Annotated in this window: 15 protein-coding genes; 9 read left to right on the top strand and 6 right to left on the bottom strand. The window is 64.8% G+C overall.

Annotation, left to right across the window (positions count from 1 at the left end):
* Nucleotides 1-44: 44 nt before the first annotated feature.
* The 3 genes from ACF8C6_RS05205 to ACF8C6_RS05195 all read left to right on the top strand — a co-directional run bounded on the left by ACF8C6_RS05205 (nucleotide 45) and on the right by ACF8C6_RS05195 (nucleotide 1,295).
* Nucleotides 45-368, top strand: coding sequence for a DUF3392 domain-containing protein (locus ACF8C6_RS05205; RefSeq protein ID WP_277688180.1), 324 nt, complete (start codon nucleotides 45-47; stop codon nucleotides 366-368).
* A 33-nt stretch (nucleotides 369-401) separates the two neighbouring features.
* Nucleotides 402-656 carry a hypothetical protein gene (locus tag ACF8C6_RS05200; protein WP_068824938.1) on the top strand — a complete coding sequence of 85 codons (255 nt, stop codon included), beginning with the start codon at nucleotides 402-404 and terminating at the stop codon, nucleotides 654-656.
* Nucleotides 657-893: 237 nt separating this feature from the next.
* Entirely contained in the window at nucleotides 894-1,295 is a 402-nt protein-coding gene (locus tag ACF8C6_RS05195; protein WP_277688178.1) for a hypothetical protein, read from the top strand.
* A gap of 60 nt (nucleotides 1,296-1,355) precedes the next feature.
* Here ACF8C6_RS05195 and ACF8C6_RS05190 read toward each other — a convergent pair whose 3' ends face one another.
* Nucleotides 1,356-2,897: a phosphoenolpyruvate carboxykinase gene (locus ACF8C6_RS05190; RefSeq protein WP_392498310.1), complete on the bottom strand. Its 1,542-nt coding sequence runs from the start codon at nucleotides 2,895-2,897 to the stop codon at nucleotides 1,356-1,358.
* A gap of 157 nt (nucleotides 2,898-3,054) precedes the next feature.
* Nucleotides 3,055-3,948: an Hsp33 family molecular chaperone HslO gene (hslO, locus tag ACF8C6_RS05185; protein ID WP_392498309.1), complete on the bottom strand. Its 894-nt coding sequence runs from the start codon at nucleotides 3,946-3,948 to the stop codon at nucleotides 3,055-3,057.
* A gap of 93 nt (nucleotides 3,949-4,041) precedes the next feature.
* Between hslO and ACF8C6_RS05180 the strand changes: the two genes are divergently transcribed.
* On the top strand, nucleotides 4,042-4,839 hold the full coding sequence (locus tag ACF8C6_RS05180; protein ID WP_392498308.1) for a phosphatase PAP2 family protein: 798 nt from the start codon (nucleotides 4,042-4,044) through the stop codon (nucleotides 4,837-4,839).
* A 1-nt stretch (nucleotide 4,840) separates the two neighbouring features.
* Here the strand turns inward: ACF8C6_RS05180 and ACF8C6_RS05175 are convergent, their stop codons facing one another.
* Nucleotides 4,841-5,227, bottom strand: a complete 387-nt coding sequence (locus ACF8C6_RS05175; protein WP_392498307.1) for an RNA-binding S4 domain-containing protein — start codon at nucleotides 5,225-5,227, stop codon at nucleotides 4,841-4,843.
* 122 nt (nucleotides 5,228-5,349) lie between these two features.
* Between ACF8C6_RS05175 and ACF8C6_RS05170 the strand changes: the two genes are divergently transcribed.
* Together ACF8C6_RS05170 and rimK are read left to right on the top strand one after the other, a co-directional pair.
* A complete protein-coding gene (locus tag ACF8C6_RS05170) occupies nucleotides 5,350-5,784 on the top strand; it encodes an ATP-dependent zinc protease (protein WP_392498346.1) in 435 nt (144 codons plus the stop codon).
* On the top strand, nucleotides 5,781-6,686 hold the full coding sequence (gene rimK, locus ACF8C6_RS05165) for a 30S ribosomal protein S6--L-glutamate ligase (RefSeq protein WP_392498306.1): 906 nt from the start codon (nucleotides 5,781-5,783) through the stop codon (nucleotides 6,684-6,686). Before ACF8C6_RS05170 ends, rimK begins: the two co-directional genes overlap by 4 nt.
* 14 nt (nucleotides 6,687-6,700) lie before the next feature.
* On the opposite strand, the gene ACF8C6_RS05160 is transcribed toward rimK, so the two are convergent.
* From ACF8C6_RS05160 to ompR, 3 genes are all read right to left on the bottom strand, one after another.
* Entirely contained in the window at nucleotides 6,701-10,447 is a 3,747-nt protein-coding gene (locus ACF8C6_RS05160) for an EAL domain-containing protein (RefSeq protein WP_392498305.1), read from the bottom strand.
* 66 nt (nucleotides 10,448-10,513) lie between these two features.
* Nucleotides 10,514-11,827: an ATP-binding protein gene (locus ACF8C6_RS05155; RefSeq protein ID WP_392498304.1), complete on the bottom strand. Its 1,314-nt coding sequence runs from the start codon at nucleotides 11,825-11,827 to the stop codon at nucleotides 10,514-10,516.
* 112 nt (nucleotides 11,828-11,939) lie between these two features.
* Nucleotides 11,940-12,671: a two-component system response regulator OmpR gene (gene ompR / locus ACF8C6_RS05150; protein ID WP_277688169.1), complete on the bottom strand. Its 732-nt coding sequence runs from the start codon at nucleotides 12,669-12,671 to the stop codon at nucleotides 11,940-11,942.
* A 175-nt stretch (nucleotides 12,672-12,846) separates the two neighbouring features.
* Between ompR and ACF8C6_RS05145 the strand changes: the two genes are divergently transcribed.
* The 3 genes from ACF8C6_RS05145 (at nucleotide 12,847) to gshA (ending at nucleotide 17,276) form a co-directional block, all read left to right on the top strand.
* Nucleotides 12,847-15,174, top strand: coding sequence for a Tex family protein (locus ACF8C6_RS05145; RefSeq protein ID WP_392498303.1), 2,328 nt, complete (start codon nucleotides 12,847-12,849; stop codon nucleotides 15,172-15,174).
* A 3-nt stretch (nucleotides 15,175-15,177) separates the two neighbouring features.
* Nucleotides 15,178-15,564, top strand: coding sequence for a PaaI family thioesterase (locus ACF8C6_RS05140; RefSeq protein WP_392498302.1), 387 nt, complete (start codon nucleotides 15,178-15,180; stop codon nucleotides 15,562-15,564).
* Between the two features lie 125 nt (nucleotides 15,565-15,689).
* Nucleotides 15,690-17,276 carry a glutamate--cysteine ligase gene (gshA, locus tag ACF8C6_RS05135; protein ID WP_392498301.1) on the top strand — a complete coding sequence of 529 codons (1,587 nt, stop codon included), beginning with the start codon at nucleotides 15,690-15,692 and terminating at the stop codon, nucleotides 17,274-17,276.
* Nucleotides 17,277-17,359 lie beyond the last annotated feature (83 nt).

Here is a 17,359-nt window from a genome sequence, read left to right as displayed (position 1 = left end):
GACGGTAAACTCCTCGCGCCTGACAACCATAACAAGGACACCCGATGGATCTCGTACTCGACCTGATCGCCACCCTCTCGCGCTGGTGCCGCGGCAACCTGTACGACATCTCCCTGGCCATCATGGCCACCCTCTTCGTGCTGTTCGGCCCGGGTATCAACGCCTGGGTTCAGCGCTCCATCAGCAGCCTGAACTTCATTCTGCGCACCCTGATCTTCGTACTGGTTTGCGCCATCGGTTATGGCCTGGCCATCGTCTTCCTGACGCCCTGGCTGGCCAAAGGACTGGGCTACTTCAACAATTTCACCCTGTCGCCGGTACTGCTACTAGTCTTTTTCCTGATCGGCGTGCTGGCCGACCGCAACTAGGGACGCCCACGGGGCGCCCTTACAGGAGCCCCCATGAAGCCACTGAAGAACCTCTACCTGTATTTCCAGGATGGCCAACGCCTGGCATTGCGCTTCCCCAAACAGAGTGAAGATCCGGTCGATGTCGCCCGTAGCTTGCGTAAACAGCTCGAATCGCCTTTTCTAAGCATCGAGGTGGACGGTGATCTGCTACTGATCCCACGTGAAAGCATCAAATACCTGCAGATCTGTCCGATGCCCGCCGCCCTGCCTGATCCAACGATTCTGGGCGCCGAGGTAATCGACTGAAGCCGCCAGCAGTCCTCCATTGACCATTTGGGAGACCGCCATGAAACGCTTCGCACCACTCTTGCTGATTCTTGCCAGCCTGTTCCACCCAGGCGCCCTGGCAGACACCATCGACGCCCACGAGCGCCTTATGACCCCGGACGGCTCCTGAGCCCTGGCAGGCCTATCGCCAATCAATCTAATGCTCCCCTATGCCCTGGGTTAAAGTGAAACAAGGCAACCACAGGGAGAGCACCGATGCAGGTAACCGGCAACAGCGGCAATCTGCCCCTCTCGACCCAGGTCATCAACAAGTACGGCCCGGCCAGCCCCGAACAGGTGAACAAGGCCGTGGACGCTGCTTCCGACCGAGTCAGCGAGCGCCAGGAAAGCCGCGAACTGAGCCAGGCCGCCCAGCGCGATGCCGCGACACGCATCTACAGCGCCAACACCCAGCAACGGCAGATCGAAACCTATCTGGCAGTCGCCAGCGAAGGCGAAGTCGATAGCCGGCCGAGTCCGTTGGAGACCGCGACGCAGCTGCGTGAAGCACAACAGCGCAACGACCGGGCCCAGAACATCGCAGACATAGCCAGCCGCCCCGAGCGGCCTGAGACCGATCCGGCCAAGCCGGAGCCCTACGCTGCAACCCGTGCCTGATCGCCTGTCGAAAGCGCACAAAAAAGCCGCCCGAGGGCGGCTTTTTCATTGGCCTTGAGCTTACAGCTGCGGGCCGGCGTTGCGGATGGCATCAGACACATCGAACTTCTTGAAGTTGTCGATGAACTGCTGAGCCAGGCCCTTGGCGGCTTCGTCGTAGGCGTTGCCGTCGGCCCAGGTGTTGCGCGGGTTGAGCAGATTGGTTTCGACGCCCGGAACGGCCTTCGGCACGCTCAGGTTGATGATCGGCAGCTGCTCGGTCTCGGCACCCACCAGAGCGCCGCTCTGGATGGCAGCGATCACGCCACGGGTGGTCGGGATGTTGAAACGCTTGCCAACGCCGTAGCCACCGCCGGTCCAGCCGGTGTTGACCAGGTAGACCTTGGAGTTGAAGCCGCGGATGCGCTTGATCAGCAACTCGGCGTACTCGCCAGCCGGACGCGGGAAGAACGGCGCGCCGAAGCAGGTGGAGAAGGTCGACTTGATGCCGCCGCCGCTGCCCATCTCGGTGGAGCCAACCAGTGCGGTGTAGCCGGACAGGAAGTGATAGGCCGCCTGCTCTTCGCTGAGGATCGACACGGGCGGCAGTACGCCGGTCAGGTCGCAGGTCAGGAAGATCACGGCATTCGGCTCGCCACCGAGGTTCTTCTCGGAGCGCTTCTCGACCAGCTCCAGCGGGTAGGCCGCGCGGCTGTTCTGGGTCAGGCTGTCGTCGGCGTAGTTCGGTACGCGGTTCTCGTCGAGTACCACGTTCTCCAGCACGGCGCCGAACTGGATGGCTTTCCAGATCACCGGCTCGTTCTTCTCGGACAGGTCGATGCACTTGGCATAGCAACCGCCTTCGATGTTGAACACCACGCCCTCGCCCCAGCCGTGCTCGTCGTCGCCGATCAGGTAGCGGCTCGGGTCGGCGGACAGGGTGGTCTTGCCGGTGCCGGACAGACCGAAGAACAGGGTCACGTCGCCCTCTTCGCCAATGTTGGCAGCACAGTGCATCGGCAGCACGTCGGCTTCCGGCAGCAGGAAGTTCTGCACGGAGAACATGGCCTTCTTCATTTCACCGGCATAGCGCATGCCAGCCAGCAGTACCTTCTTCTGGGCGAAGTTGATGATCACGCAGCCGTCGGAGTTGGTGCCATCGCGCTCCGGCACGCACTCGAAGTTGGCGACGTTGAGGATCTGCCACTCGGCCTTGGCGCCCGGGTTGTAGGTTTCCGGGTTGATGAACAGGCAGCGGCCAAACAGATTCTGCCAGGCGGTCTGGGTGGTCATCTTGACCGGCAGGTAGTGCGCATCGGCGGAACCGACATGCACATGGGATACGAAGTGTTCCTGGGCATTGTTGAACGCCTCAACACGATCCCACAGGGCATCGAACTTGTCGGCCGGGAACGGACGGTTGATCGCGCCCCAGGCGATCTTCGACTCGGTGCTGGGCTCCTGCACGATGAAGCGATCGGCAGGCGAACGGCCGGTGCGGTGGCCGGTGCGAACAACCAGAGAGCCGTTGGCGGCCAGCTCACCCTCGCCACGGCGGATGGCCTCTTCGACCAGTTGGGCAGCGCTGATATCGGTGTAAACGGCGGTATTGGCTTGCGTCATGAGGGGTCCCCGTCGGCCGCGGCCGAGCTTTCCAAACTTGTGTAGTGAGCCAGAAAACTCACTACAGCGATAAAAAAGTCGCGGGAGTATGCCAGAAAAGCTCTTTCCTTGGCAGCCTCTTGTCCGCTATGACTATCAATAGAGTTCGGCTATCGAACTAGTGGCGAGTTCCCGAAGGTGCTTCGCTGCCACCCCCGGCGAACAGCTGGGCCACATCGGCCGCGTCGAAGGCGTAGCGCTGGTTGCAGAACTGGCAATCGATCACCACCTGGCCATCATGCTCTTCCAGCAACGCCTGCGCATCCACCTTACCCAGGCTGATCAGGGCGCGCGAAGAGCGCTCGCGCGAGCAGCTGCAGCGGAAGCACAGCGCCTGCGGCTCGAACAGACGCACCGCTTCCTGGTGATACAGACGGTGCAGCACCGTCTCATTGTCCAGACCCAGCAGCTCCTCGGCGGACAGCGTGTCGGCCAGGGTCAGCACATGCTGCCAGCTGGCCTCACGCTCCTCCGGCTCACGCAGTCGCTCGGCCGGCAACTGCTGCAGCAGCAGGCCACGGGCGCGCTGCCCATCGGCATGCAGCCAGAAACGAGTGGCCAGCTGCTCCGAAGTCGCGAAGTAGTTGGACAGGCATTCGGCCAGGCTCTCGCCCTCCAGATCGACGATGCCCTGATAGCGCTGCCCCTGACGCGGATCGACGGTGATGGCCAGCACGCCATCCGGCATCAGTTCACGCAGACCGGCATCGGCGCCGATCTGTTCGGCGTGGTAACGGGCTATGCCTCGCACCTCGCGCTCGCTGGAGCATTCGATCATAAGCAGCGGCACGGCACCGGACGAACGCACCTGCAGGACCAGCAGGCCATCGAACTTCAGGGTGCCGACCAGCAACGAGGCTGCCGCCAGCATTTCGCCCAGCAATTGGGCCACTGGCTGCGGATAGGGGTGCTTGGCCAGCACGTGCTGGTAGCTCTCGCCGAGGCTGACCAGTTCACCTCGGACATCGTTGTCATCGAAGATGAAGCGCTGGGTGTGATCGAAATCGTGCATTGGAGGACCGGCTATCAAGAAAGAATGACAGAACGATGACATCGCCTTATAAAGCGCGCCATCGTACTGCTGCAGAAAAAGGAGCTGAATTTTATGGACAAAGACGTACGTATCCAAGCCGCCTGGCGATGGCCGGCACTGATCGGCCTCAACCTGCTGGCCCTGGCCGTGCTCGCCAGCTGGCAGCTGCCGGCCACCCGCGCGCTTTGGGAAGCCGCCAACCTGTGGCTATTTCAGACGCTCAACAGCTCCCTCAACCAGCACCCATTGTGGGACTGGCTGTGGGCACTGACCAGTATTCGTCTGTGCGACATTTTGGTCGCGGCGCTGATGCTGACCCTGCTCATCCACCCTCGCTGGGTGTTCCGCGAGCAGGAACTGCGCCCGGCCTTCCTACACTTCCTCGCCCTGCTCGTCGTCTTGCTGATCGTACGCGTACTGTTCACCAAGCTCGCCATTGCCTTGGGCTGGCAGCACGCGAGCGCTTCCGTGCAGGTGCCGGGAGCCATTCGCCTGAGCGAATCGTTTCCCGGCCTGGAGCGGGTATTCGAGCTGAAGGATCGTTCCAGCCGCAGCTTCCCCGGCGATCACGCCTCGGTGCTGATGCTCTGGTGCCTGTTCATGGCGCTGTTCACCCGCGGCTGGAAGCTGCTGTTCAGCATCGCCTTGGTGCTGTTCTTCATGCTGCCGCGCCTGGTCACCGGCGCCCACTGGCTGGTCGATGTGGCCGTGGGCGGCCTGTTCATCGCCCTGTTCAGCTTCGCCTGGGCCTACTGCACGCCACTGGCCAGCTGGATCGCGGCCGGTCTGGAGCGCCTGTGCCAGCCCCTGCTGCCGTTGCTGCAGCGCCTGCCGCTGGTAGGCCGCCTGGGCGTGCTGCGCAACCGCTGAGTCAGTCGCGCAGGCCGAGCAACTGGCGACGCTGCTTCTTGTTCGGCCGCCCTTCGGTCTGCACGCCCAGGGCGCCGGCCTTGCGCAGCGCCGCCGCCTCTTCCCGGCGAGCGAGGCTGTCCGCCGTTTCCTCATAAAGCAGCTGCGCCTCGGGCGCACCACGGCGCACCACGGACAACGCGCGCACAACGATGGTTCGTTCGTCGAAACCGGTACGCAGCACATACTCGTCGCCGATCTTCGGCTCCTTGCCCGGCTTGCAGCGCTCGCCTCGGCAATGCACCTTGCCGCCCTCGATGGCCTCTTTGGCCAGGCTGCGGGTCTTGTAGAAGCGCGCGGCCCAGAGCCATTTGTCCAGGCGCACCTTGTCGTCGTCTTTGTCGCTCATGCTCATCTCCTTCACAGGACTGAATCTTGCCTGATGCCGTTGTCACATGGCACAGCTAGAATCTTTCCAATTTTCCGGGAAAGTCTGACTTGAAGACGTTCGACCAGCTGTCAGTGATCGGCCTGCGTGAGTGGATCAACCTGCCCGAACTGGGCATGGTCGGCCTGCGGGCGAAGATCGACACCGGTGCCAGCACCTCGGCCCTGCACGCCAGCGACATCAGCCTGATCGAGCGCGATGGCGAGCGCTGGGTGCGTTTCACCGCCCACTTCGGCACCCTGGTGCAGCGTCGCCATGTCTGCGAAGCGCCGCTGGTGACGATGAAGACCATCAAGAGCTCCAACGGCCAGGCGCAGACCCGCTACGTGATCCGCACCCTGCTGGCCCTCGGCGACCGCCTGTGGCCAGTGGACTTCACCCTGGCCTGCCGCAAGACCATGCGCTACCGCGTGCTGCTCGGCGCCAAGGCGCTGATCGAAGGCCAGCTGGTGGTCAACCCGGCGCTCACCTACGTACAAGACAAACCCCAGCTCACCTCGCCCTCCGGTGCCCAATGAAGATCGCCATCCTGTCGCGCAATCCGCGTCTCTATTCGACCCGCCGCCTGCTGGAGGCCGGCCAACAGCGCGGGCACGAGATGGTGGTGATCGACACCCTGCGCGCCTACATGAACATCGCCAGCCACAAACCGCAGATCCACTATCGCGGCCAGGCACTGGAGGGTTTCGACGCGGTCATCCCGCGTATCGGTGCCTCGGTCACCTTCTACGGCTGCGCGGTGCTGCGCCAGTTCGAGATGCAGGGCGTATTCCCGCTCAATGAGTCGGTCGCGATCAGCCGCTCGCGCGACAAGTTGCGCTCACTGCAACTGTTGTCGCGCAAGGGTATCGGCCTGCCGGTGACCGGCTTCGCCCACTCCCCCGACGACATTCCCGACCTGATCCACATGGTCGGCGGCGCTCCGCTGGTGATCAAGGTGCTGGAAGGCACTCAGGGTATCGGCGTGGTGCTCTGTGAAACCGAGAAGGCCGCCGAATCGGTGATCGAAGCCTTCATGGGCCTGAAGCAGAACATCATGGTGCAGGAATACATCAAGGAAGCCGGCGGCGCCGACATCCGCTGCTTCGTGGTCGGTGACAAGGTCATCGCGGCGATGAAGCGCCAGGCCAAGCCCGGCGAGTTTCGCTCCAACCTGCATCGCGGCGGCCAGGCCAGCCTGATCAAGATCACCCCGGAAGAACGCATGACCGCCATCCGCGCGGCCAAGGTCATGGGCCTGTCGGTGGCCGGCGTGGACATCCTGCGCTCCAATCACGGCCCACTGGTGATGGAGGTGAACTCCTCGCCAGGCCTGGAAGGTATCGAAACCACCACCTGCAAGGACGTGGCCAGCATCATCATCCAGTACCTGGAGAAGAACGCCATGCCCGGGCAGACGCGGACCCGCGGCCGCGGTTGAGCCGAGCACGCGGCTCAGCCGCGTCGAGCCGCCATCCACTGCAGGAACGCCTCCTCGCTCAGCGGCCGGCCGAAGTAGAAGCCCTGGCCCAGCATGCAGTCATGCTGGCGCAACCAGGCCAGCTGAGCCTCGTTCTCGATGCCTTCGGCCACGCACTCAAGCCCCAGGTTACGGGCGATGAGCAGGATGGTTTCCACCAGCATGCGCCCGCTGGCCTCGCCTTCCAGGTCGCTGATGAAACTGCGGTCGATCTTCAACCGATCCAGGGGTAGGCGCTTCAGGTAGGTCAGCGAGGAATAGCCCGTGCCGAAGTCATCGATGGCGAAGCGCACGCCCAGCGCCTTGAGCTGATGCATGGTGGCAATGCAGTGCTCGACGTCCTCCAGCAGCACGCCCTCGGTGATTTCCAGCTCCAGCCCACGGGCCGGCAGCCTGTGGCGTTCCAGACAGCTGCGGATGCGCTCGGCGCAGTCGCCACGGCGTAGCTCGCGCGGGCTGAGGTTGACCGCCAGCACCAGCTGCGGCCACTGTTGCTGCCAGTCGGCCAGACAGGCACACGCACGCTGCAGCACCCAGTCGCCGATTTCCTGGATCAGCCCGGTTTCCTCGGCCAGGGGAATGAACTGCGCCGGTGGAATCTCGCCACGCTCGGGATGCGTCCAGCGCAGCAGCACTTCGGCTCCCGCTACCTGGCCACTGCCCAGCACCAGCTGCGGCTGGAACATCAGTGACAGCTGATCACGGGCGATCGCCTGGCGCAGCTCACTCTGCAACTGCAGGCGCTGGTCGATCACCGCCTGCATCTCGGCGGCGAAGAAATGCAGGGCATTGCGCCCGGCATGCTTGGCCCGGTACATGGCGGTATCCGACTGCTTGAGGGCATCGGCCGCATCCTGCCCTGCCAGCGGGTGCAGGGTAATGCCGATGCTTGCCGTTACCGCCAGTTCGTGGTCGCCAATGCGGAAGCAGTCCTGCAGGCCTTCGAGCAGTTTCTCGCCCACTTCAGCGGCCAGCTCGGCCGCCTGGGCCTGGTTGTCCGCCAGCGTTTCCAGCAGCACGACGAACTCGTCGCCGCCGAGCCTGGCCAAGGTGTCTTCGGCCCGCAGACAGCTACCCAGGCGAGCCGTAACCTCGCGCAGCAAGGCATCGCCGACGGGATGACCGAGGCTGTCGTTGACCGTTTTGAAATGGTCGAGATCGATGAACAGCAACGCCCCGAACAGCCCTTCGCGGCGCTCCCGGGCCATGGCCTGCTGCAGGCGATCCTGCAGCAAGCGGCGGTTGGGCAGGCCGGTCAGCTCGTCGCTGAAGGCCAGGCGTTCGATCTCGCGCTGGTAGCGCTGACGCTCGGAGATGTCGATGATGCTGGCGCGCAGCAGCAGCGGCTCACCCGGCATGCGCACCAAACGAATTTCGCAGGGCAGTTGGCGACCGACGCTGTCACGGTGCAGCCATTCGAACACCGGCATTTCGCCGGCAATCGCCTGTGCGACATAAGCCCGGCCGGCAGCCTCGGACGCACGCCCATCTATCTGAAACGACGGGCTCAGCTCACTTGGCTTGCGCCCGAGCAGGTCATTGCGACTGCAGCGGAACAGGCGCAGCGCGTTGGCATTGGCCTCGATGATGCCACCTTGCGGGCTGAACAGCAGGATGGCCTCGGGCGCATGCTCAACCAGGGTGTGGTAGCGCGCCTCGGCCTCGCGGCGGGCGGTGATGTCCTCGATCAGGCCCAGGCAGGCCTCCAGCTGCCCGCCGGCACTGCGCACCGCACGCAGGCTGACGCGGGTGTAGACGGCGCTGCCATCCTTGCGCAGGAAGCGCTTCTCCATTTCGTAGTCGTCCCGCTCGCCCGAATGCATGGCGGCAAACAGCGGCTCCTCATGCGGCAGGTCATCAGCATGACTGATGTCCGACCAGCGACAGGCGAGCAGCTCCTCTCGATTGCGGCCAAGGATCTGGCACAGTTTGAAATTGACCTCCAGCCACTGCCGCTGCGGGCCGATCAGTGCCATGCCGATCAGGGGCGCCTCGAAGAAAAGCCGAAGCCACTCATCCCGCTCACGCAACTGCTGCTCGGTACGCCTGCGGGCGCTGACATCCTGAAGCGTCCCGTACAGGCGCACTGGCCCTTCTCCGTCGAACTCCGCAAACCCCTTCAGACGCACCCAGCGCTGAGTGCCCCTGGCGCCGATCAGACGCACTTCCAGGTCAAAGGCCTGACCGCTACGCAGCGCCTCGCTCAGGGTGGTCTCGATCAACTGGCGACTGTCTTGATCATAGCGGGCCAGGGAAGCCTGCAGATTGGGCGCGCCATCCTTGGGGTCCAGCTCGTTGAGGCGAAAGCAGCCATCGGTCCAGTGCATGCGCTGATCGGCCACCTCCAGCACCCAGCCCCCGATATCGGCCACCGCCTCGGTCTGGCTCAGCAGATGGGCCTGGCGCAACAGTTCTTCACGACTGCGTGACAGTTCCGAGGCGATCCGCTCGCGCTCGCTGACATCGTGGTTAAGCGCCACTACATGGCTGACCTGACCGTAGTCGTCCAGCAACGGCGCAACCGTCACCTCGTTCCAGAAGAACTGGCCATTCTTGCGGTAATTGCGCAGCACCTCCTGATGCACCACCCCGCTACGGATGGCCTGACGCACACGCAGCTGACCGCTCTGCGACTCGTCCTGATCGACCAGCAGGCGGCTGGAGGCGCCAATGATTTCCTCGCGACTGTAGCCGCTGATGCGCTCCAGCGCCGGGTTGCAATAAATGAAGGGCACGCCGGGCTGGCGCACATCGGAAATCGATACCCCGAGCGGGCAGGCCTGCAGCGCCAGGTTGGCCAGGGCCAGATCCTTTTGCAGTGCCGCGCCCTGACGGCGCGTCTCATGCAGATCACTGCGCGCCCGGCCCACCAGCAGGCTGCTGACAGCCAGCAATAGGAGGAACAGGTAGACCTCCCTGCCATGCTCGGCCTGCCAGGCCATGGGCTGCAGCAAGGGCAACAGCAGCGCCGCCAGCAGCGTTGGCAAAACGCCCTGCACGGCGCCGGCAAAACCACGGAGCACGGCCAGAGACAGCAGTACACAGGCCAACAGCGGTAGCAGCACCAACATCGGCAGCCCCCACAACGCCAGAGACGCCGCCAGCCCGACCGGCACCAGCAACCACCAGTGTTCGGCAGCGCCCTCGGACGATCTGCGGCATAGGCGACTCGCCGGCAATGCCCAGCGCCGGCGGCGTAGCCAGGGCGTAAGGTAAACCAGTAACGGCACCCCCAGCGCGATGGCGCATAGGCTGTCGAGCAGCCAGACATGGAAGAGCGTTGCCGGCAACGCCTCAGCCTGTAGCTGCCCTGCCAGCAATAGGCCGGCCTGCATGCCCAGGGCCAATACCAGGGCGGGACCGAGCACGCCAAGGACCAGCAGACGCCAGAGATTGCCCAGATTCGGCAGGGCCACATCCCCTCGGCTGCCCAGGGCCAACCAGGCCAGGCCCAGCGCCAGCACCTCGGGCAGTGCATGCAGCGGCGCCAGACGCCAGTCGAGCCCCCACAGAGGGGCGCTCAGCAACGCGTTGAGATAGACCGCCGGCAACACCCGCGCGCCCCACCAGAGCACACCGCACAGGCCCAGAACAAACGGCAGGTAACAGAGCGCAATACCGCTGGCGAACTGAGTCGACAGGGATATCCAGGTTGCCAGATGCAGCAAGGGCAGCGGAAGCCACCAGCTCCACCTCGGCAGTCGGTCGGTCGCTGCAGCCATGCGGACCTCATGCTGATCACCTGTGCAGCATAGATCAGCCCAGCCACCCAGGGCTGGTCGCGGGAATCAGCTGGCGTGGCGCGGCAACAACAATCCCAGCGGCAGGCAGATGCGTGCTTCGAGGCCGCCACCGGAGCGGTTACGCAGCTCCACACTGCCGCCGTGCAGGGCCGCGATGCGCTTGACGATGGCCAAGCCCAGCCCCGTGCCCTTGCCGCCACGGGCACGATCGCCACGGATGAAGGGGTTGAAGATCTCGTCCATCTCCGCCGCCGCAATACCCGGACCGCGATCCAGCACACTGAGCACCACATAGGGCGCGCTCTCGTCACCGGCCAGGCTGGTCACCACCTCGACGCTCTGCCCGCCATAGCGCAGCGCGTTATCCAGCAGGTTGGCCAGCAGGCGCTTGACCGACACGCGCCGCAGCGGAAACTGCGGCAAGGGCTCCAGGTACAGGTGTACCTGCTCGGCGTGCTGGTTATAAGGTGCCACCACCTCGCGCACCAGAGCCGCCAGGTCGCATGGCTCGGGCTTCTCGTCACGGCCGTCGCGGATGAAGGCGAGGAACTGGTCGAGGATGGCGTTCATGTCCTCGACATCGCGGATCATGTCTTCGGTCAGCTCGGCGTCACTGCTCATCAGCTCCAGCGACAGGCGCAGGCGGGTCAACGGTGTGCGCAGATCATGCGACACGCCCGCCAGCATCAGCTCACGCTCGCGGGCGCCGAGCTCGATGTCGTCGGCCATCTGGTTGAACGCTCGGTACACCTCCGTCATCTCGCTTGGCGTGTCGCCAACCGGCAGACGTACGCTGCGCCCCTGGCCGAACTGGCGGGCGGCGAACACCAGGCGCTTGAGCGGCGCATTGAGCTGCATGACGAAAATCCACGCCGCCGCGGTGGACAACAGGCCAATGCCGAGGAACCAGCCGAGCACGCTCCAGATGCGCTGGCCACGCAGCGGATAGGGATACAGCGGCACCTTGAGCCAGTCCTCACCCAGACTCGGCGCCCGCACCCAGAGCGCCGGCGGGCTCTGCACGCGCACTCGCACCTCGGTGTCCGGGCCCAGTTCAGACTGCATCTGGCGCAGGAATATTTCCGAATAGGGCCAGTGCTGCTCGGTGGCTGGCACCTGTTCACCGGGCACGCGGGTCAGCGTTGCTGCCTCGGCAATGTGCGGGCGGTCTTCGGGGTCGGCTGCCCAGTAGGCGCGCAGGGTCAGCGCCGCACCGTGGCTGTACTGGCGATCGACCAGCACATCCTCGTTCATCATCAGGTACACCAGGGTCAACGCCTTGGAGAACAGTACGACGATGAGCACCAGCCACAGGGTGCGGGCGAAGAAGCTTTGTGGGAACCAGACTGGGGTTTTCATGGCACTCAGCGGTAGGTCGGTCTGAGGCGCATAGCACTGGAGCCCGACACCGAATGCTCAAGCTGCATGCATTGAATGTTGGGCTTCGCGTCGCTCAGCACCAACCTATGAATCACTTGTTGCCATCCGGCACAAAGACATAGCCCACGCCCCAGACGGTCTGGATATAACGTGGCTTGGACGGATCAGGCTCGATCAGCCGGCGCAGGCGGGAAATCTGCACGTCGATGGAGCGCTCCAGCGCATCCCACTCACGGCCGCGGGCCAGGTTCATCAACTTGTCGCGGGTCAGCGGCTCGCGGGCATGCTGGACCAGCGCCTTGAGCACGGCAAACTCGCCGGTGGTCAGCATGTGCAGCTCGTCGCCCTTCTTCAGCTCGCGAGTGGCCAGGGACAGCTCGTAGTCACCGAAACTGACGGTGGCGTCCTCGCTGCCCGGCGCGCCTGGCACGACCGGCGCCTGCCGACGCAGTACGGCCTTGATCCGCGCCAGCAGTTCGCGCGGGTTGAACGGCTTGGCCAGGTAATCATCGGCGCCGCCTTCCAGGCCCTGAATACGGCTGGCCTCGTCGCCCTTGGCGGTGAGCATGATGATCGGCATCTGGTTGTTCGCTTCGCGCAGGCGGCGGCAGGCGGACAGGCCGTCCTCGCCCGGCAGCATCAGATCCAGCACCAGCAGCTGGAACAGCTCACGGGACAGCAGGCGATCCATCTGTTCGACATTTTCCACCGCACGCACGCGGTAGCCCTGCTCGCTGAGGAAGCGCTCCAGCAGACGGCGCAGACCAGGGTCATCGTCGACGATCAGGATTTTTTCGCCTTCCGGCGCAGCTGCAGTGCTCATGCATCTTCCCCTTAGTTGAGTGGCGGCATTATGGCCGAAGGCCGCGTACTGCCGTGCCAGCCATTGTTAGCAGATTTTTCCCGATGGAGTTCCCGCCCGCCAGGAAAAGCGCTGTTTATAATGCGGCGCTTTCGCGTCGGCCCTGCCGACTCCCGTTCCGCTGCAGGTAGTGTTCATGGATAGCATCAACAAGCGTATCGCCGCCGAACTCGGCGTCCTCCCGCAACAGGTCGCCGCCGCCGTGGCCCTGCTCGACGAAGGTTCCACCGTGCCCTTCATCGCCCGCTACCGTAAGGAAGTCACCGGCAGCCTGGACGATACCCAGCTGCGTCACCTGGAAGAGCGCCTGCGCTACCTGCGCGAACTGGACGAGCGCCGCGCGGCGATCCTCGCCAGCATCGAGGAACAGGGCAAGCTGACCCCGGAACTCACCCGTGAGATCAACGAGGCCGACACCAAGACCCGCCTCGAAGACCTCTACCTGCCATACAAGCAGAAGCGCCGCACCAAGGGCCAGATCGCCCTGGAAGCCGGCCTCGGCGAGCTGGCCGACGCGCTGTTCGGCAACCCCGAGCTGAATCCGGAAAACGAGGCCGAGCGCTTCATCGATGCAGAGAAGGGCTTCGCCGATATCAAGGCCGTGCTGGAAGGCGCCAAGTACATCCTCATGGAGCGCTTCGCCGAAGACGCCAGTCTGCTCGACAAACTGCGCTCCTTCCTGAAGAACGAGGCCACCCTCAGCGCCCGCGTGGTCGCCGGCAAAGAGGCCGAAGGCGCCAAGTTCAGCGACTACTTCGAACATGACGAGCCGCTGATAAGCGTGCCCTCGCACCGCGCCCTGGCGATCTTCCGCGGCCGTAACGAGGGCATCCTCGGCGCCAGCCTCAAGGTCGGCGACGAAACGCCCGGCACCCTGCACCCGTGCGAGCTGATGATCGCCGAGCGCTTCGGCATCGCGCAGCGCGGCCGCGCCGCCGACAAGTGGCTGGGCGAAGTGGTGCGCTGGACCTGGAAGGTCAAGCTCTACACCCACCTGGAAACCGACCTGCTCGGCGAGCTGCGCGAGAAGGCCGAGGACGAGGCGATCACCGTGTTCGCCCGCAACCTGCACGACCTGCTGCTGGCCGCTCCGGCCGGTCCGCGCGCCACCCTGGCGCTTGACCCGGGCCTGCGCACCGGCTGCAAGGTGGCCGTGGTCGACGCCACCGGCAAGGTGCTGGAAACCACCACCGTCTACCCGCACGCGCCGCGCAACGACTGGGACGGCACCCTGGCCATCCTCGCCAGGCTGTGCGCCAAGCACGCGGTGGACCTGATCTCGATCGGCAACGGCACCGCCAGCCGCGAGACCGACAAGCTGGCCGCCGACCTGATCAAGGCCGTACCGGGCCTCAAGCTGACCAAGGTGATGGTGTCCGAGGCCGGCGCCTCGGTGTACTCGGCGTCCGAGCTGGCCGCCCGCGAATTCCCGGACATGGACGTGTCGCTGCGCGGCGCAGTAAGCATCGCCCGCCGCCTGCAGGACCCGCTGGCCGAGCTGGTGAAGATCGACCCGAAATCCATCGGCGTCGGCCAGTACCAGCACGACGTGTCGCAGCTCAAGCTGGCGCGCTCACTGGACGCGGTGGTCGAGGACTGCGTGAACGCCGTCGGCGTGGATGTGAATACCGCTTCCGCCGCCCTGCTGGCGCGCATCTCCGGCCTCAACAGCACCCTGGCCAACAACATCGTGCAGTTCCGCGACGCCAACGGCGCGTTCAAGAGCCGCAGCGAGCTGAAGAAGGTGCCGCGCCTGGGCGACAAGACCTTCGAGCAGGCCGCCGGCTTCCTCCGCGTGATGAACGGTGACAACCCGCTGGACGCCTCCGCCGTGCACCCGGAAACCTACCCGCTGGTGCAGCGCATCGCCCGGGACACCGGCCGCGACATCCGCTCGCTGATCGGCGACTCCAGCTTCCTGCGCAGCCTCGATCCCAAGCGTTTCACTGACGAGAGCTTCGGCCTGCCGACCGTCACCGACATCCTCAAGGAACTGGACAAGCCCGGCCGCGACCCGCGCCCGGAGTTCAAGACCGCCGAGTTCCAGGATGGCGTCGAGAGCCTCAAGGACCTGCAGCCGGGCATGGTGCTGGAAGGCGTGGTGACCAACGTCACCAACTTCGGCGCCTTCGTCGACATCGGCGTGCACCAGGACGGCCTGGTGCACATCAGCGCGCTGTCGGAAAAGTTCGTCAAGGACCCGTACGAGGTGGTCAAGGCCGGCGATATCGTCAAAGTGAAAGTCATGGAAGTGGACATCCCGCGCAACCGCGTCGGCCTGTCCATGCGCATGAGCGATACCCCTGGCGAGAAGGTCGATGGCCCGCGTGGCGGCCGCGGCAATGGCCAGGGCCGCGCCGGCAATGCGCCGCGCAGCGAGCGCCACTCCAGCCAGGACAAGCCGGCGCCGACCAACGCGGCCATGGCCTCGCTGTTCGCCAACGCCAAGCAGCTGAGGAAATAAGCCATGAGCGACCAGTCCCCGGTGGGCAAGGACAGCAACTTCAGCCGCCTGCTCGGCATCCGCATCCTGCGCGCCGAAAATGGTGAGGCCGAACTGCGCATGAGCATGCAGGAGCAGATGCTCAATCTGCACGGGCGCATGCACGGCGGCGCGCTGTTTTCGCTGATCGACACCGCCCTCGGCCAGGCCAGCCACAGCCTGTTCGGCGGCGAGGCCGGCAGCATGACCCTGGAATGCAAGATCAACTACATCCGCGCCGTCGAGGAGGGCGAGGTGGTGTGCCTTGCCAAGGTCATCAACGCCGGGCGCAAGGTGCATGTGATCGAAGCGCGCGCCAGCCAGGGCGACAAGCTGGTGGCCAGCGCCCAGGCCACCTTTATCTGCAAATAAGCGTCGCGCCCCGGCATTGCGCCGAGCGCCCTGCTCGGCGCATGCTCGCCTTCCTGCGGAGCGACTTGCAGAGTCGAGTCAGCGTCCCCATATAGGGGCGACCGTCGAGTGAAGGAACCCGAACTTTGAGCGATCTCCTTTCCCGCCGCCTGGCCTTGCTCGGCGACACTGTCCACCTGCCCCTGCTGACCCAGTGCCTGCACGGTATCGAGCGCGAGACCCTGCGCGTGACCGAACAGGGCGAGCTGGCGCAGAGCGAACACCCGCGCGCACTGGGCTCGGCCCTGACCCACGGGCAAATCACCACCGATTATTCCGAGGCCCTGCTGGAGTTCATCACCCCGGCCGAAGCCGATCCGGCCGCCACCCTGGCCGACCTGGAACGCATCCACCGCTTCGCCGCCAGCCAGCTGCACGGCGAATACCTGTGGAGCCCGTCGATGCCCGGCCAGCTGCCGGACGAAGCGGATATCCCCATCGCCCGCTACGGCAACTCCAATATCGGCCGTCTGAAGTACGTGTACCGCCAGGGCCTGGCCCTGCGCTATGGCAAGACCATGCAGTGCATCGCCGGCATCCACTACAACTTCAGCCTGCCCGAGGCACTCTGGCCGCTGTTGCAGCAGCTCGACGGTGAAGCCGGCAGCCTCCAGGACTACCAGTCGGCCGCCTATATCTCGCTGATCCGCAACTTCCGTCGCTACAGCTGGCTGCTGATGTACCTGTTCGGCGCCTCGCCGGCGCTGGACGCCAGCTTCCTGCGCGGCCGCCCGCACCACCTGCAGCAGCTCGACGCCGATACCCTCTACCTGCCATACGCCACCAGCCTGCGCATGAGCGACCTGGGCTACCAGAGCAGCGCCCAGTCCGGGCTGACGCCCTGCTACAACGACCTGGCCAGCTACATCGACAGCCTGCGTTCAGCCGTCGCCACGCCCTATGCGCCCTATGCCGAGATCGGCACCAAGGACGCCGACGGTCAGTGGCTGCAACTCAATACCAACATCATCCAGATCGAGAACGAGTACTACTCGAGCATCCGCCCGAAACGCGTCACCCGTTCCGGTGAGCGCCCCATCCAGGCCCTGAGCAGCCGTGGCGTGCAATACGTGGAAGTGCGCTGCCTGGACATCAACCCCTACCTGCCACTGGGCCTTGATCTCGATCAGGCGCGCTTCCTCGACGCATTCATCCTGTACTGCGCCCTGCAGGCCAGCCCGCTGCTGGCCAATGACGAGTGCCACGCCTGCACCGACAACTTCCTCAAGACGGTCAAGGAAGGCCGCCGTCCCGGCCTGCACCTGCAACGTGACGGCCAATCGGTGGAGCTGCGCACCTGGGCCGGCGAGTTGCTGGACGCTTTCGCGCCTATCGCCGCCCTGCTCGACCAGGCCCATGGCGGCGACGCCTACCAGACGGCTCTGCACCTGCAGCGACGCAAGGTCGAGGACGTCAACCTGACCCCTTCTGCGCGCGTGCTGGCCGAGCTGAACACTACCGGGGAAAGCTTCCGTGACTTTGCCCTGCGCCAAAGCAAGGCCCATGCTGCCACTTTCCGCGCCCAGCCACTGAGCGCAGCAGAGCAGGCGCACTTCGACGCCATGGCCCGCACCTCGCTGAACGATCAAACCGAACTGGAGCAGGCGGAAAGCGGTGACTTCGATGCCTTTGTCGCCGCCTACCAGGCCAGCATCCTCAATATTGACGTTTGAAATCAGGCACCTGGGTGACGGGCCCGGCGTAACAGCGGCAGTCCGTCACAATTCCGCCACTTCGACCGTTCGGCCCTGACCAG

The organism is Pseudomonas sp. zbq_18 (genome assembly GCF_043102245.1).
In the GTDB taxonomy this organism is placed as follows: domain Bacteria; phylum Pseudomonadota; class Gammaproteobacteria; order Pseudomonadales; family Pseudomonadaceae; genus Aquipseudomonas.
This window is presented reverse-complemented; position numbering and strand designations above follow the sequence as displayed.